Origin of the sequence: Thermocoleostomius sinensis A174, from assembly GCF_026802175.1 — a bacterium.
GTDB lineage: Bacteria > Cyanobacteriota > Cyanobacteriia > Elainellales > Elainellaceae > Thermocoleostomius > Thermocoleostomius sinensis.
Window position 1 is genome coordinate 4,431,172 of record NZ_CP113797.1, and the last position, 15,634, is coordinate 4,446,805.

The 15,634-nt window shown below is 47.1% G+C and carries 15 protein-coding genes; 5 read left to right on the forward strand and 10 right to left on the reverse strand.

From position 1 onward, the window contains the following. Nucleotides 1–48: 48 nt before the first annotated feature. The 10 genes from OXH18_RS19115 to OXH18_RS19160 form a co-directional block, all read right to left on the reverse strand. Nucleotides 49–876, reverse strand: a complete 828-nt coding sequence (locus tag OXH18_RS19115; protein WP_268608992.1) for a sulfite exporter TauE/SafE family protein — start codon at nt 874–876, stop codon at nt 49–51. A gap of 214 nt (nt 877–1,090) precedes the next feature. Beyond that, nucleotides 1,091–2,551 (reverse strand): class I adenylate-forming enzyme family protein, encoded by a 1,461-nt coding sequence (locus OXH18_RS19120; protein ID WP_268608994.1) that lies wholly within the window; start codon nt 2,549–2,551, stop codon nt 1,091–1,093. A gap of 94 nt (nt 2,552–2,645) precedes the next feature. After that, nucleotides 2,646–3,671, reverse strand: coding sequence for a beta-ketoacyl synthase N-terminal-like domain-containing protein (locus OXH18_RS19125; protein WP_268608996.1), 1,026 nt, complete (start codon nt 3,669–3,671; stop codon nt 2,646–2,648). Further along, nucleotides 3,646–4,854: a beta-ketoacyl-[acyl-carrier-protein] synthase family protein gene (locus tag OXH18_RS19130; RefSeq protein WP_268608998.1), complete on the reverse strand. Its 1,209-nt coding sequence runs from the start codon at nt 4,852–4,854 to the stop codon at nt 3,646–3,648. Before OXH18_RS19130 ends, OXH18_RS19125 begins: the two co-directional genes overlap by 26 nt. 80 nt (nt 4,855–4,934) lie before the next feature. Further along, a complete protein-coding gene (locus tag OXH18_RS19135) occupies nt 4,935–5,192 on the reverse strand; it encodes an acyl carrier protein (protein ID WP_268609000.1) in 258 nt (85 codons plus the stop codon). Nucleotides 5,193–5,224: 32 nt separating this feature from the next. Further along, entirely contained in the window at nt 5,225–5,674 is a 450-nt protein-coding gene (locus OXH18_RS19140) for a hotdog family protein (protein ID WP_268609002.1), read from the reverse strand. Nucleotides 5,675–6,425: 751 nt separating this feature from the next. Further along, nucleotides 6,426–7,088: a chemotaxis protein CheW gene (locus OXH18_RS19145; RefSeq protein ID WP_268609004.1), complete on the reverse strand. Its 663-nt coding sequence runs from the start codon at nt 7,086–7,088 to the stop codon at nt 6,426–6,428. 11 nt (nt 7,089–7,099) lie between these two features. After that, a complete protein-coding gene (locus OXH18_RS19150; protein WP_268609006.1) occupies nt 7,100–7,465 on the reverse strand; it encodes a response regulator transcription factor in 366 nt (121 codons plus the stop codon). Nucleotides 7,466–7,640: 175 nt separating this feature from the next. Continuing rightward, nucleotides 7,641–8,804 carry a response regulator gene (locus tag OXH18_RS19155; RefSeq protein WP_268609008.1) on the reverse strand — a complete coding sequence of 388 codons (1,164 nt, stop codon included), beginning with the start codon at nt 8,802–8,804 and terminating at the stop codon, nt 7,641–7,643. A gap of 80 nt (nt 8,805–8,884) precedes the next feature. Beyond that, complete coding sequence (locus OXH18_RS19160; protein ID WP_268609010.1) at nt 8,885–11,284, reverse strand: tetratricopeptide repeat protein; 2,400 nt, start codon at nt 11,282–11,284, stop codon at nt 8,885–8,887. Nucleotides 11,285–11,683: 399 nt separating this feature from the next. Here OXH18_RS19160 and OXH18_RS19165 point away from each other — a divergent pair, with 399 nt between their 5' ends. The 5 genes from OXH18_RS19165 (at nt 11,684) to gvpF (ending at nt 15,630) form a co-directional block, all read left to right on the forward strand. Further along, entirely contained in the window at nt 11,684–13,558 is a 1,875-nt protein-coding gene (locus OXH18_RS19165) for an AAA family ATPase (protein ID WP_268609011.1), read from the forward strand. A gap of 111 nt (nt 13,559–13,669) precedes the next feature. Beyond that, entirely contained in the window at nt 13,670–13,888 is a 219-nt protein-coding gene (gvpA, locus tag OXH18_RS19170; RefSeq protein ID WP_268609013.1) for a gas vesicle structural protein GvpA, read from the forward strand. A 62-nt stretch (nt 13,889–13,950) separates the two neighbouring features. After that, complete coding sequence (locus OXH18_RS19175; protein WP_268609015.1) at nt 13,951–14,286, forward strand: gas vesicle protein; 336 nt, start codon at nt 13,951–13,953, stop codon at nt 14,284–14,286. 122 nt (nt 14,287–14,408) lie between these two features. Continuing rightward, nucleotides 14,409–14,885, forward strand: coding sequence for a gas vesicle protein K (locus OXH18_RS19180; RefSeq protein ID WP_315874761.1), 477 nt, complete (start codon nt 14,409–14,411; stop codon nt 14,883–14,885). Nucleotides 14,886–14,889: 4 nt separating this feature from the next. Further along, nucleotides 14,890–15,630, forward strand: coding sequence for a gas vesicle protein GvpF (gvpF, locus tag OXH18_RS19185; protein WP_268609020.1), 741 nt, complete (start codon nt 14,890–14,892; stop codon nt 15,628–15,630). Nucleotides 15,631–15,634 lie beyond the last annotated feature (4 nt).

Below are 15,634 nucleotides of genomic sequence, written 5' to 3' on the forward strand. Positions count from 1 at the left end.
AGACCTTAAGTGAAAGCTTAAACTCGATCGACTGTAGTTGGAATAAGGTTAGCCCCCATAATAGAGATTCCAAGCCTTCCAAAAAAGATAGATAGACAGTGCTACTACCAATGTATTAAAGGCAAAACTGACCGTTTTGTCCGGCAGTTTGGGCAAGAAGCGAGTTCCCATTTGAGCACCTAAAAACCCACCAATACCCAGAAGCAGCCCTGGAAGCAGCAAAACATTTCCTCGGCTTGCGTGGCTAGCTGAAGCAGATAGGGATGTGATAATGTTAACGCCGACACTGGTTTGGATGGCCAGCTTGATACTTTCTTCCAAGATCAACATTTGCAGCGGCACCAGCAGCGTCCCCGATCCGCCGCCAACCATACCAGCAAAGAACCCAGCCACAGTTCCAGTGGCGATGCGCTTGACAACATTCGATCGAACCCAACCCGGCACGGTTTGTTCCGCGTACTTCTTAGCATAGATTAGCGAATCTTTCGCGTACTGTTTGGTGCGCTGAATCAGCTGCTTTCGCAATTTAACTAAATAAGTCAACAGCAGCATAATCGAGCCGAAAAGGATGAGCAAAACATGGGGAGCAACTTGGCTCACGGCGTAAGCGCTAATCTGAGTCGTAATCAGAGCCGGCATTCCAATCAACACGACTCGTTGGACGCTGAAATAGCCCATCCGAGAATTTTGGATACTGCCAGAGATGGAAATAATAGCAACGGCTAAACAACTCGTTCCTAGAGCTTGAATCGGCGTATAGTCCAATGCAATCAGTAGAGGTACGCACAGCACTCCACCGCCAGCCCCTAAAAGCCCCGCTAGAATGCCCGAAAGCAGACCTCCTACTGCCAGAATTAATTCATGTGGTAGATTCATAGGTCAATGAAAAGGGATGCACCGAAATCATAAACAGGTAGAGTTTGAAGAATAACTGTTGAACGCAACAGAGATTCCAACGAACACAAGCGACATAAAGACTCAATTTAGATTTAACTCATCATCAATCTGTGAAACTCATCAGAAACACGCATTGTAGCTATTCATTGCTACTCAAAGTTAATCAACCCGAGTCTGCACCCCTTGTTCAATATCAAGAAATACAATTCAAGCAAGATTTCATCAAAGCGGCTCGATCGACCTTGCCCGTTGCATTCTTAGGAATTACATCGACAAAATGCACCCGTTTTGGAACTTTGATCTGATCTAAGCGATCGCGTAATCGTTTTAGCGTTTCGGTTTCTATGCCATTGCCGTTATGAACAACAAAGGCATGGGGAACTTCACCGCGCTTGCGATCGGGCACAGCCAGCACTGCCGCTTCCAGTACCCACGGAATCTCGTACAATGCCGCTTCAATTTCGGCTGGGCTAATATTCACACCTCCTGAGATGATCAGATCTTTTTTGCGACCCTGCAAACGAATGAAGCCGTCTGCGGTGAGGGTGGCCAAGTCACCTGTTTTCAACCATCCCGCCTCCCATACATTCGCTACACTTTCTCCGTAATAGCCCAGCATTTGCCATGGCGATTTCACCTGAAGTTCACCGATACCTTCCTGATTAGGATCAGCAATTCGAACGGAAGTTTGATCCAGGGGTAGTCCAACTGTGTCCCACAACGATTCATCAACCTGGTCAACTGCTAAGGTTGAAACACGCGGTCCGGCTTCGCTTAAACCATAGGTGACATAAATATGCTGATTCACGAAAAAATCTCTATATTGTTTAAGCTGCTTAATAGAAACTGGAGCCGAACCGATCGAAATACGCTTTAGATTGGACGAGTGAAATAGCTCGTACTCAAAATTACGAACGATCGCATCTAAAACAGCGGGCACAAAAGATGTATAGCTCACAGCATAGGTTTGAATCATGTGGCTGATTGTCTGTGGCAAGGAATCACGTCCAGCAATGAACGTCGCTTCTAACCCAAGGACTGAACCAATGTGAGCGGACAGCGTAAACACATGATAGAAGGGGAGACAGCTTAGAATTCGATCGTTGTGGCTCAATCCTAGTGATTTGGCATGAGCTTTAGCGTTTTGCAACATTCGAGTAAACTGAAGCACAATCCGCTTAGGTAGGGCAGTTGTTCCCGACGTCGCACACATCAGCTTAGCATCGCCAGCAATGCGATTGATGGGTTCGAAATCACTACCCCGCGTTACCACCGTCTGAATGAGATGAAGCGTAATCGGTTTGACTCTCGCATTCACAATCAAGTCAAAACTACTATCGTCGCAAATGGCCGCTTGGCAATTGAGTCCAATCGTTTTGCCCTGATATTCTTGTAACTTGCAGGTAGGCTGAATTGGATAAGGAATTTTGCCGGCTGCCATGATGCCAAGCAAAATTAAGACAAATTCGGCTGAGTTTGATAAAAGCATGGGCACAATGGTTTGATCGCCAGGAACCCAACGCCGGATTGAGTGAGCCACGATCGCAATGTAATCAGCCGATTGGGCATAGGTATATACGCCCGCATCATCTTCTACAAACGGTTTATGAGCGAGACGAGTTTTCCAATCTGTCAGCAAAATTCCATCTGTCATCACTGCTACCCCATTTTCCTCAAATCACATGCCATTTGACGTTGATCTCAATCTGTTTAGCAAGATTTTTTTGATCTAAAATTTACGGTTGACTTCATGTTTGTTGTAGTAGCAGCATACTGATACTGCCGTGTCGATCGGCCGAGCCAATGGCAACACGCTTAGGTATGTCTTTTGCCTGAGTGGGATCACTCAATCCAATCAATCCAATCATCTCCAAAAGTTTTAGTAGAGTCGTCGCGCCAAACACGTCGTAGGGGACAGTCTGCGTAGCAGCGGTTGTGTAAACATGGACGACATCTTCGCAACCAAGAATGATTGAGTCGATAGCCTGGGACTGGTAGCCAAGCGCAACGATAAACGCCTGCATAGCGTCCAGCGGAGTAGCCGTATCGTAAGCTTGCTGATATCCAATGACTTGATAGGAGCCTGGATGGATGGATGTTGATTGGCTGTCCTTTTCAATCAACAGCGCAACAGATCCTTCGATTGCGGCAATGTAATCTGTACCGGCACAGGTTTTGTGTTTCTTCCGCAGAGAGCGGGCTTCGGATAGTCCTTCTCCAGCCGCAACAATATAGGGAGCCGGGCGATCGGACACCAGGACTTTCCGAACAGCATAAATCAACGCATCGATGCCACTCCGATAGCCAGAACTGACGACGGTGCTTTCTCCAAGTAGCTGAAACATTAGGCTGGCTTGCCCAGCAATTACATTACAACCGCGATTGGGATAAGCCTTCGGGTTTAGCGATCGGGGAGTCAACATGGCCTCGCGCACCACTTCATCTTGCGAGTGCAGCGCTCCATCCGAACCTACCACAAGACATACGTCGGTATTGGAATACCGCTCCAATAGTTGGGTATCATCCAGCAGAATTTTGATGGCAGCGGCAATTAATTTAGAGGATCGATCGTGAAACCGCAATCCCTTTTTACCGATATAGGTACTCAAATCAAATGACACTTGGGTAGAGCCGCCAAGATTGATAACCTGATTCGATGAGGCCCTGGATACATTCGTTGCGATTAAAGCCCGATGACTAAACAAACAATCCGGTTTAATCGCGGCAAAGCCAGAGAGGATGACTTTGTTAGTCAGCTTTACTGAATACGACACTCGAATTAGATCCTCCAAAGCCAAAGGAATTGTTCATACAACGAACCACATCAGCAACCCTGGATTGATTTATCACGTAATCCAAATCACACTCGCAATCGAATTCTTCGTAATTCATTGTGGGAGGAACTTGTCCTTGGTCTAGAACACAACAACACCACACTGCTTCCAAGGCAGAAGCCGCGAGTAAGCCGTGCCCATGCAGCGATTTTGTACTACTCACCATCAACCGATCAGCATATTTGCCAAAGACCCGACGGATGCTGAGGGTTTCTAATCGATCGTTTTGAAACGTGCCAGTGCCGTGGGCATTGATGTACTGAATAGCATCTGGTGATAGCTGAGATTGTTCGAGTGCTCGCTGCATTGCCAATGCCATGCCCACACCATCGGGATGAGGCGACATCATATCGTAAGCGTCGCAACTGGTACCGTAGCCCTCCATCACAATAGTGGGAGAGATGCCACGCGAGCGAGCATGATCTTCGCGTTCTAAAACTAAGATTCCGGCCCCATCTCCTAGCATGACACCCGAGCGATTGGCCGAAAATGGACGACAGGTATCTTGGCTAATTCCCTGAAACTGATGAAACCCAACTAGTGCCGATTTGAACATGTTGCAGCCTCCTCCCACGATCGCCACATCTACTTCACCACTGCGAATTAGATCGGCTCCGGCGGCAATGGCATGGTTGCCCGATGCACAGGCATTGCTCAACACCAATCCTGGACCAGCGGCTCCAGTGCGCTGCCGAATGGCTCGCAGGCAATACTCTGGATCTGCTAAGGCGACAAGGTCCGGATCAACAACCGCCTCTGTGTCGGCCAAAGCGATCGCCAGTTCTTCTAAACTGTGTGATTCCAAGGTGGTGATGGCGATTCCTACGCGCAGTTGCCTGAGATCAGTGCCAAGGTTGGACTGGGCAAGGGCTTCCTCCATTGCCAGTAGGGTGAATTGAGTGGCATAGGCCTGGGGATGTAAATCAGACCAGTCACTACTCCAGGTAATGCTTTCACCAATTTCAGCAATCTGTTTTTGAGTAAAATAGCTGTCACTCAAATCCAACCTTGTGGCAGCTTGATAGATAGGTTGCCCTTGCAGTAATCCTGAGAACGATGTCCTTGCACCCGCACCATAGGGCGTAACCGCGCCGTATCCAGACACACAAACAGTTGTGCTCATGGCAATCGTCCTTCATGACAGCAAATAATAACAGCAGACCGCGATCGCGTGGATTCACTCCGTCATTTTCTTTGATCAAACTAGCCAACCGAAACTTGCGCGGTTGTGGTTGTGTGTTCAGCAATCCAGCGCGCTAAAGAATCAACCGTTGTGGCGTTAGAGAAAACTTCAATGGGCACAGCTACTCCAAATTTTTTCTCGATGGCTACGGTTAGCTCCACAAAATCGATCGACGCCATACCCAGATCGCTAACCAGATCAGCCTGATCATCAATCGGTTCATCCCATTCCATGATGTCGGCAATTGTACCTTTCAATGTTTCAGCAATAGGATTCATGATTTAGATCCCTCAATCATCATTTAGATAACTTAAGTTTGCGATTTCTGTACCATCACTTCCGCTCTAGGCTTTGATGACAGAGAGCCGGAAGCCTTGGCATAGGCTTCACCATTTGAATTCACGCATACTCCTTCAAACAGGAGCACGTTCTGAACGAAACGCTCGCACGTCAGAGTGAATACTACTTGATATCCCTCAAAGATAGGTTTGAGGAATTTAATCTTGATGCCACCGGCAAAGAACAAACTCATTTGCGGATCAAAGTGTCGATCGTGCTCGTAAAACATCAGCATCGCACCTTGAAAAAAACATTGAATAATACTGACTCCTGGGAAATGATCATTGAGGAGCCACTCGGGGTTATTAACCTCCACACTGTAAGCAACCGTACCTGGATCTGCGGTAACATCGCTCACAAAAATTTCTTTCGCGAACGGACGCAGCTTTGCTTCCACATCGCTTTGTGTAATCACTTGCAATCGAAATTTACCTCGTAAGGATAACTGAATAAACAGATTCCAGCACGACAATGGACGGATCAAGGAGATCCTAAATTACCGAGTCGCAACATCGCGTTCACTTAAGAATCTTAAGTAATTGGGAACAAAGCTGACTAAAATCTTGTACGTTTCAATCTAACCGATGGATGTCTGTTTGCCATCCATATCTGTCATTTTATGAGAACATTCTCATGATTCAGAGCCAAAGCAGTTTAACAGAATCATCGAGTCGTAGATTCTGATTCATTTGCTCGATAAAGAGTTGAATTCTGACACAATTGCTGTTCACAGGCAGAGCACTCCCATAAAATTAGGCTGACGCAGCCGACATCATCACAGAAAACACAGCAACTAGCCCGTTGCTTACAACCTAGCCATCAAACCGCTTGACTGTTAAGGGCTAACACAGCAAAACTACCGACGATTCGATCGCCAAGTTGTTAAAAAATAAAGCAAAAGATAGTGAAAACCAGACATACCAAGCACCTAATCAATCTTTCGCGTTATTTCCTAACAAACCCGGCGCTCCTAACCTTCATTTTTATACCGAACTGCAAAAGCTTTGTAAAGTTAATTGTGAACTTTATAGGAAATTTATAAACGTAGGCAGTTTCCTGATGAAAGCTGGATAAAGTCATGGCTCTCATCCTTACTTTGAATGAGAGCCATTGTCAGTGATTAAGATCCTAGCCTATACGATTCTAATCTATGCAGGTATTGCTTGATACAGTTAACTCAATAATGTGCTACGGGGCATTGCCGCCACGATCGCCTCTCCGTCTAGCACTGCTAACATGTCATCATTCGACTTCCACCAGTAGCCTTGCAAAAATTGAGCCATCTGGGATGAAACGGTAAAAGGTGGCAGTTGTTGAAGGACAGCCGGATCGCACCATTCCACTTCACCAATTCGATCGACCACTAATCCAAGCAGATAGCTTTTGTTTTTGACAGTCGCGACTGGATGCTTAGCGTAGCGACGGTCTTGAACACGCAAGAGAACCGCGGACTGAGTAGATCTGTGAGTTGCTTGAGCATACCACGGTGTTAACCCACACAAATGCCCTAGATCTACCATCCAAAGAATGTCTCCGCGCCAATTGTAAGCTCCCATGACCCAAGCAGGCATATGAGGAACGGGGACAATTTGAGCGCTGGGAATGGATAGCACCTCCACCAGTTGATGAAGTGGCAACAGCACTGGCGTACTGGGCACAAGTTGTAAGCGCAAAAATTGTTCACCAATGGGGACAGACGCTTCTGTCGGGGCATTCGAGGACAATGTTGGTGGTAGCCAACTGTCTGACTGATAAGCCTCGGCGGCAGTAGACAACTGAGAATTCGATTGAGAATTCGAGGCAGAAAGGGACTCAGAAAAAAAGGACTCAGACATGAGTTCAAAGCTTATCGATTGATTAGTTGTCGAATGGTTTGCACGAGTTCATCCTGATCCACAGGCTTAGCTAGGTAAGCGTCAGCTCCTTGCTTCAATCCCCAAAATCGATCCATTTGGCTTCCTTTTGTCGAACAAATCACAATTGGAATGTGACTCGTTTCTGCTTCTGTCTTAAGCTTGCGGCAGACTTCAAACCCGCTACAGCCAGGTAAGACGACATCCAACACCACCACGTCAGGTTTTTGTTTGGTAATTGTGGCGATCGCTTCCTCACCACTTTGAGCAATTAAAACATTGATACCACTCTCTTGAAGGCACCGTACAAAAATTTGCAAATCGGTCATTGAATCTTCAACAATTAGGGCAGTACTCATGGCAGTAATCTCACAAACAACATATCAACGATTAGATGGCCTTTTTCTGTGAATGAATTCAGCGAATTAGCTAATTGATTTAGAAAACTAATTCGATAAAATCAAACAACAATTTGCTAAACAAATAGTAACAAAAATAGAAATAAATAGTTGCTTTAGTCTTTATTATTTACCGCTAATTCTTGTTGAATTGACTATCTTGTTGGCTTGCTGTTGCCGAATAGGTTGAGACAGACTGATTCAAATATTTATGAATCACTCCAAGTACAACTTCTGCATTTAATGGTTTACTTAAAAAATCAGAAGCTTGAACAATATTAGAACGCAGACGATTGGCAAATCCATCATTTCCAGTCAAGATTACGATAGGAGTATGGCGAAAACAGGAAAGCTTTCGTAACTGTTCGCAAAGTTCATATCCATTCATGTGTGGCATCATCAAATCCAAAAAAATCAGATCTGGTTTTCGGGCTAGTAAAATACCGATCGCTCGCAGTGCGTCTGCAACTCCAATGAATTCATATCCCGCCGAAGTTAATAGTTCTTCCATCATCTGACGCACCATTGGGCTGTCATCCACACAGGCAATCAGCGCTTGGGCAGGGGCGATCGGTGATGCTGGCTCAGGTTGATTACGACGACTAGCAGGAGCCGGTAAATCGGCAATGTCAATGAGTTCAATCCAGCCCATTTCTATATAAACTCGCAGTGATGCAGCAATTTCGATCGGATCTCGTTGCAACTCTACTGCCAAATCGCGAAGGGTGTGTTGTCCGTTCAGCCAGCGAGACAACCGTTGATAAAACTGAGTTGAGCTTTGACGATTAAACTTGTCGGATTGTCGAATAACAGGCGACTGATTCGGAGAATAGTTTTGTAGCTTGGCTGCCTGCCAGCCCACCCACAATTGCTGAGCCACTGCAAGCATCTCTGCAATATCAAACACATCTAGCAGGGGTATTATGGTACTGTCTTGATAAATTTGCGCTGTTACGTCTTTGGCTTGCATCAAATCAAATAAGACTTCGGTAATTGCCGATCGAATGACATTGATTGCTTGTTCACGATGAAGATCTTGACGCTGAAGCCACAAGTTCAGCAGCGCATATTCCCAACAGAGAGGCAGTTGCGTTTCGTCCAAGGCCGCCAGACTGATTTGCCAAGCTAAACGATAGGTAGGAATAGGGCGACAATAAGCCACTAGATTTCTGCGCCATCGTCGAACGGAATGCACCCCGCCTGTGGCATAAACAAGACATCCCTGAGAGAGATACAGCGTCCATTTTTGCCCCGATAAATCACTACAAATCAGTTGCCCGTTGAACTTTAGCTGACTCAAATTTCTCAGAAATTGGATGTGTCTCAAACGAATAAACCTCTACCGTTGAACAGAACTATCTACTGCATTCAATTCATTTCTCAAGATGCGATCGAGGTTGTTTCTTCGATCATCGTTGCTGGCACAATGCCAAATTCTGTTCCGATGTCCGGATCAACTGCCAGTAATTGACGCAGTTTCGCTAATTGCTTCAAAGCTTTTTGAGCATTGTTGGCGTTACCACGCGCTTCAAAGAGGGCTGCTGCGTGCTCTAGATCTGCTATGGCTCCCTGAATATTGTCCACTTTCTGCCACGCTAAGCCTCGATAGTAGCGAGCTACTGCTGAGTCAGGCGTTAGCTCAATGGTTTCAGTGTAGTCAGCGATCGCTTCCTGATGATTGTCAAGCTTCTGCCAGGTCATAGCGCGATAGAAGTGGGCGATCGCACAATCTGGTTGAATGTGAATGGCGTGGTTGTAATCGCTAATGGCGCGATCAAGATCGCCCTGTTCAGAATAAATAAACGCACGATTGCAATAGGCTGCCACCTGATCAGGATGCCGTGCAATTGAAGCGGTAAAATCAGCGATTGCCGCCGTGCGATTGCCACAGTCGTAGTAGGCTAGCCCCCGATAGTTGTAAGTGATGGCATCATCAGGATTCATGCCAAGTATGTGAGTATAGTCGGCAATGGCTCCCAATTTATCGCCCAAGTCATAGCGAGTCACCGCCCGATTCCAATAAGCGTCTAGATCAGTAGCTTCCAAGGTCGGCTGATCATAGCGCTGAACTAACCGGTCGATCATTTCCGGATCGCGGGTGCGCAGCTTTAACTGTAATTCAGGAATCTGAGTCGCGGTTTGCAGTGTTTCTGTAATGCCCAATACGGCCATTGTGCGATCGGACACCAGGAAATTCTCGGTTGTTCCTAAAATCTTGAACTGGAACCGATCGGGATAGGCTTGCTTCAGCCCCAGCAATCGCCGCAACGAATCTTGCAGTGGATCGGAAGGATTTGTATCTGCCATCCAACCACGCTGCATTTTGCCCAAAAAGCGGTTGACGTTGCGATCGACCTGATGACACCACCCCATATCAAGACGGCGATCGGACTGCAAGTAAGCCTCTAACTTCTCAATCAACGCTTGATCTAACGAGCAATGGGGCGACCACGGCCAAATGATAATCAGGCGCTGATGCGTCTGGTCTAGTGCATCACTCAAGATCGAAGAGCCTAGCAGTTCTGGCGAATCAGTAGCATCCGCTTGAAGCAAACTAGCATCGAATACCAACTCAGATTTCGGAGCCGTTGGCAGCGATCGTAATCGTAGGTTAATATACTCCAACTCTTGCTGTACCACTTGCCGTACTCGCGTTTTGAAGGTGTTGAGCACGTTTTCGGTAGCGGGCAGCCGTTTGGACAAGTCTCGAAGTTGGCGTTGCAGGGCCGCTATATCCTGTGCAGGCGGCAGGTCCTGCATCTGGACTTGCAATTGGCGCTGCTGGTCAGCCAATTTGTCGGCAAACAATTGCACTGATTCCAGTTGCGATCGAACGCGGCTTAAGTAAGCAATGGCAACTTCCTGGAGGTTGGGATAAAAATTGGATTCTTCAGAATGCTGGGCATCTTCATCTGTGGAATGTCGATCGGCCGAAGCAAGTGTCCCTAGTCGGAAGTTAGCCATTTCCATTGCTTGCAACAATTCCCGCAGGGCTTCTTGCTGTCGCTGAACATCTTGCACCTCTTCCGTCAACGACACCAGGTCTTGCTTGGGAGCCAGTTCGGCAATCAGCTTGGTAATTTCATTCATATCCTGTCGGATCGAACTGATATCCGCCGGCGGTGGCAACTGACGAAATTCGCGATCGAGGCGCGACAGTTGCTCTTGTAACAAGGTGAAATTGGGCTGAGTTTGGCTCGTCAAGGTTTCCAGCCCTCTTTGTACCTGAGTCACCTCCAAGTTAAGTTGCCGGATCAATGCTTCTAGGTGTGCAACACGGGCGGAGTCGGTTCCTTGGGCCAATTCTTCGTGCAATTGCTCGAATCCTGCCATGATTAAGGTGTAGCGCTCGCCCAAAAACTGTAGATCTTGGCGAATGGTGTTAAATCCCTGCTCCTCTAACGTCACCAATCGTCGATGCAGTTCCCCTTGCACCAGAGCAACTTCCGCAAACAATTCCTCAGACAGTTCTCGGTTTTGCTGCATCATGCTTTTTTTCAACCGATGAATTGTCTCCGGCGACGGCAATGCCGCAATCTGTTGCTTCATCAGCCGGACTTCCAGGGTGAAGCGATCGTTGAACTCGGACAGCACAGTCTGTCCGTGCTGACGATTGTTGTGGTTTTCTCGACTGCGGTTTAAAGCGCCTAAGGCCAGGGCTAGGGTGAGTGGAGCCACCGCATAGGAGGCTTGATTGAGAACGATCGAGGCAACTGCGCCAACCCCTGAGCCAAGCAATGACGCATTTTCCAGATGTTTAAACCAGGGATTTTTCTTCATTTCTAGCCAACAAGATGATGGGTTTGAACAACCGGGGGCTGTAACATGTGGACACAGAAGGACACACCGCCAAACGATGCAACTCAGAAAAACAAGGACGATCGTGAGACGCTCTTTAGCTTGAGATTCTCTCTATATCGACTTTTCTTAAACTTGTTTGGCAATCAGGAAAACTATCATAAACTCACATAAGTCTTCATTATTTTCACCGCCGCCTCATCCTCATCACTGGCGATGGGGTGCATCCAAACAGAGGCAGCCTTCACCCTAAACCCCGCTCCCAATGCTAGGAGATGAAATCCGATCGCCCTGGCATTGTTACTGCACACTCGCCTTTTCTTTGTTAGTAGGAATTTTCCTTAGGGATGACTAGATTAATGAGTAAGTAACAATGCAGCCATGAGCGAGTTATTTAAAGGACTTGAGCAGTTAATCGAGTTGGCAAAAGCATTAGAAGAAAAAGCAGAAACCGGAGAAATCAAGACCGACGTTAAAACCGACGTGCAGTTTCGTGCTCGATCGCAGAGCAATATTCCTCGTTCAACCATTTCCTACTCAGGTAGCACTCGTCGAACCACCCGGGTTCCATCCAACTCAAACGGCTCACCAGGTGGTGCCTCTTCAGCAACGGATAATGGCCCAATCGTCACACCCACGGCCACACCCCCTACCTCAGTCTCACTTCAACACGTAGGCGGACTACAGGCTGTCTTACAAGAACTTCGAGAATTAGTAGAACTTCCCCTCAAGCGATCGGATTTGTTGGCTCAATTGGGGCTTGAACCAACGCGAGGCGTGCTGTTGGTGGGGCCACCAGGAACGGGAAAAACGTTAACCGCGCGGGCATTGGCTGAAGCGTTAGGCGTCAACTTTATCGCAATCGTGGGACCTGAAGTCATCGGCAAATATTATGGAGAAGCTGAAGCACGATTACGCAATTTGTTTGAGAAAGCCGCCAACGCTGCCCCTTGTATTGTGTTTATTGATGAAATTGATAGCCTGGCACCCGATCGCACCAAAGTTGAAGGCGAAGTCGAAAAACGGCTAGTGGCTCAGCTTCTTAGCTTAATGGATGGGTTTACGTCCATCAACGGCGTGATTGTGCTGGCGGCCACCAATCGGCCACATCATCTCGATCCAGCTTTGCGGCGTCCTGGACGGTTCGATCGCGAAGTGCAGTTTCAAGTTCCCGATCGCGATGGTCGTTGGGAGATTTTGAACATTCAAACCCGCGATATGCCCTTAGATGCATCGGTAGATTTGGCAACCATTGCAGATTTAGCAGTCGGCATGGTAGGAGCCGATTTGAAAGCCCTCTGCCAAACAGCAGCTTACACGGCATTACGTCGCCAAGTCCCCGATCTGCAAACCACCGACACAACCTCGCTCACAGTTAGCCACGCAGATTTTCAGCAAGCACTCAAAACAATCAAACCACCGGTGCTGCGATCGGTACAGGTAGAAACCCCGGCGGTAGCATGGGAAGAAATTGGCGGGCTAGAAACCATCAAACAGATTTTGCAAGAATCTGTTGAAGGAGCGCTGCTCTACCCAGAACTCTATCGGCATACGGGGGCTAAGACACCTCGCGGTATTTTGCTATCCGGGCCACCCGGAACCGGAAAAACGCTGCTTGCCAAAGCCGTTGCTTCACAAGCCCAAGCTAACTTCATTGCTGTCAATGGACCGGAACTGATCAGTAAATGGGTAGGAGCGGCAGAACAAGCCGTGCGAGAACTCTTTACCAAAGCGCGACAGACGGCTCCATGTGTCATTTTTGTCGATGAAATCGATACCCTAGCTCCAGCACGCGGACAGTTCCAAGGCGACTCTGGCATCAGCGATCGACTAGTTGGACAACTGCTGACCGAACTCGATGGGCTACAAGACTCTACTAATGTGTTGTTGATTGCCGCTACCAATCGCCCGGAAGTCCTTGATTCGGCCCTGTTACGGGCAGGACGCCTCGACTTGCATATCCCAGTAGACTTACCTCATGAGTCTAGCCGCTTGGCTATCTTGCGAGTTCACAACTGCGATCGACCGCTGGAAAATGCTGAGCCAGAGCAAGTTAATCTCCACTATTGGGCCCAGCAAACCGAAGGCTGGAACGGAGCGGATTTAGCTTTGCTGAGCAACCAAGCCGCCCTCGAAGCAGTCCGTCGATTTCGCCAGCAGAGACAACCTGACGACCTCTCATCTCTTCGGATTACGCACCATGACTTTGCCATCGCCTATGACCTGCTCAGCCGCCAAAAAGGGCACACCGAATAATCTGCTATCGATTCGAGGATTGGTGGACTAGCAATTTGTTAGAACCTAGGAAAAAACGGGCAAGCTTGAGATAGTTCCATATCGTTTACTCCTTAAAAAAGGTAATAAATTATGGCAGTTGAAAAAGTAAACTCGTCTTCTAGCCTAGCTGAAGTCGTCGATCGCATTCTGGACAAAGGGATTGTGATTGATGCCTGGGTTCGGGTTTCGTTGGTTGGCATTGAACTACTAGCTGTAGAAGCCCGTGTGGTAATTGCCTCGGTTGAAACATATTTGAAGTATGCAGAAGCGGTTGGGCTAACGGCTCAAGCAGCAGTTCCAGCAGCATAAACGGCGTTGTAGGATGGGCGCATGGGCCCACCCTACAGCTTTCTGGTTTCTAAGGAAATATTATGACCATTGCGGCTCAGAATCGATCGCCCATTCCCACAGCCACCGCCGGATCAACCCTGGCAGATGTTCTAGAACGAGTATTAGACAAAGGCATTGTCATCGCTGGTGATATTTCGGTTTCGGTTGGTTCTACTGAACTGCTCAGTATTCGGATTCGGCTCCTGATTTCGTCTGTAGATAAAGCTAAGGAAATCGGTATCAATTGGTGGGAAACCGATCCAGCACTGAGTAGCCAAGCTCGCCAGTTACAAGAAAATCAGCAGCTTCACCGTCGAATTGAACAGCTAGAACAGGAATTACAATTACTAAAATCGGAACAAAAAATAGACGAATAATTGAATGAGGAAGACATCATTTTTGCAACTTTAAACCTCTACAGTCTTGAAAAGATACTATTTTGAAGATCTAGTTATAAATCATCATGGCTGACACTATTTCCAGGTTTGATAGCGTTTCAATGACTCCAATCTGTCCAGCAGCGAGACAAGCAGGATTGGCTTCCTTGGTGCTGACCGTAGTAGAATTGGTGCGCCAACTCATGGAAGCGCAAGTGATCCGTCGGATGGAAGCAGGGCAACTAAGTGATACAGACCTCGATCGCGCCTCAGAAAGTTTGCAAACTCTGCAAGATCAAGTTGTGCGGCTCTGCGAGATTTTCAATATTGATCCAGCCGATTTGAACCTGGACTTGGGCGACATCGGAACGCTACTTCCAAAGTCTGGTGGTTATTACCCTGGCGAAACTTCCACAACCCCTACTGTTTTAGAATTGCTTGATCGTTTGTTGCACACGGGCGTGGTTCTTGACGGCAGTGTCGATCTGGGTCTGGCGCAATTAAACCTGATTCATGCCAAGCTACGACTGGTGCTGACATCGAAACCGCTTGAATTATATTCACTCGATTGCAACAGCATTCTTCAGAAAGGATATTAGCACTATGGCGTCTGGACTGTATCTTTATGGTATCTTTCCCGCTCCTGGGCCACACAATTTACAGATCACTGGCTTAGATCAACAAAGGGTTTGCGATCGAGAAATAGATGGGTTTGTGTTTCTTTATTCCGAAGCTCAACAAGAGCGCTATTCAGCTAGCCGTAAAAATTTATTGGGCCATGAGCAGGTTCTAGAATATGCAATGCAGCAAGGTTTTCGCACTCTCTTACCCCTACAATTTGGATTGATTATTGAAAACTGGAAGATAGTCAAACAACAATTGATTACTCCCAAACGGCAAGAGTTATATCAACTGTTTACTAAGCTAACCGGGCGACGAGAAGTAAGCATCAAATTATTTTGGGACTTCAAGCAAGAACTTAATTTTTTGATGCAAGAAGATCAAGCAGTACGAATTGAACGCGATCGCCTAGAAGGGAAAAACCTAAGTATAGAAGAAATTATTAGAATTGGACAATCAATTGAACGCGCTATGGAGCAACGTAAGCAAGAAATTATTACCACTGTTCAACATACTTTGAATCCGCTTGCAATTGAACTGGCAGAAAACCGTCTCCTGACAGATGCCATGATTTATAACGCTGCTTATCTCATTCCATGGGATGCAGAAACTCGATTTAGTGAACAAGTAGAAACGATCGATCGACAGTTTGAGCATCGTCTGCTGATCCGCTATAACAACTTCACTGCTCCATTCAATTTTGCACATCTAGATCAGAACTAGAACA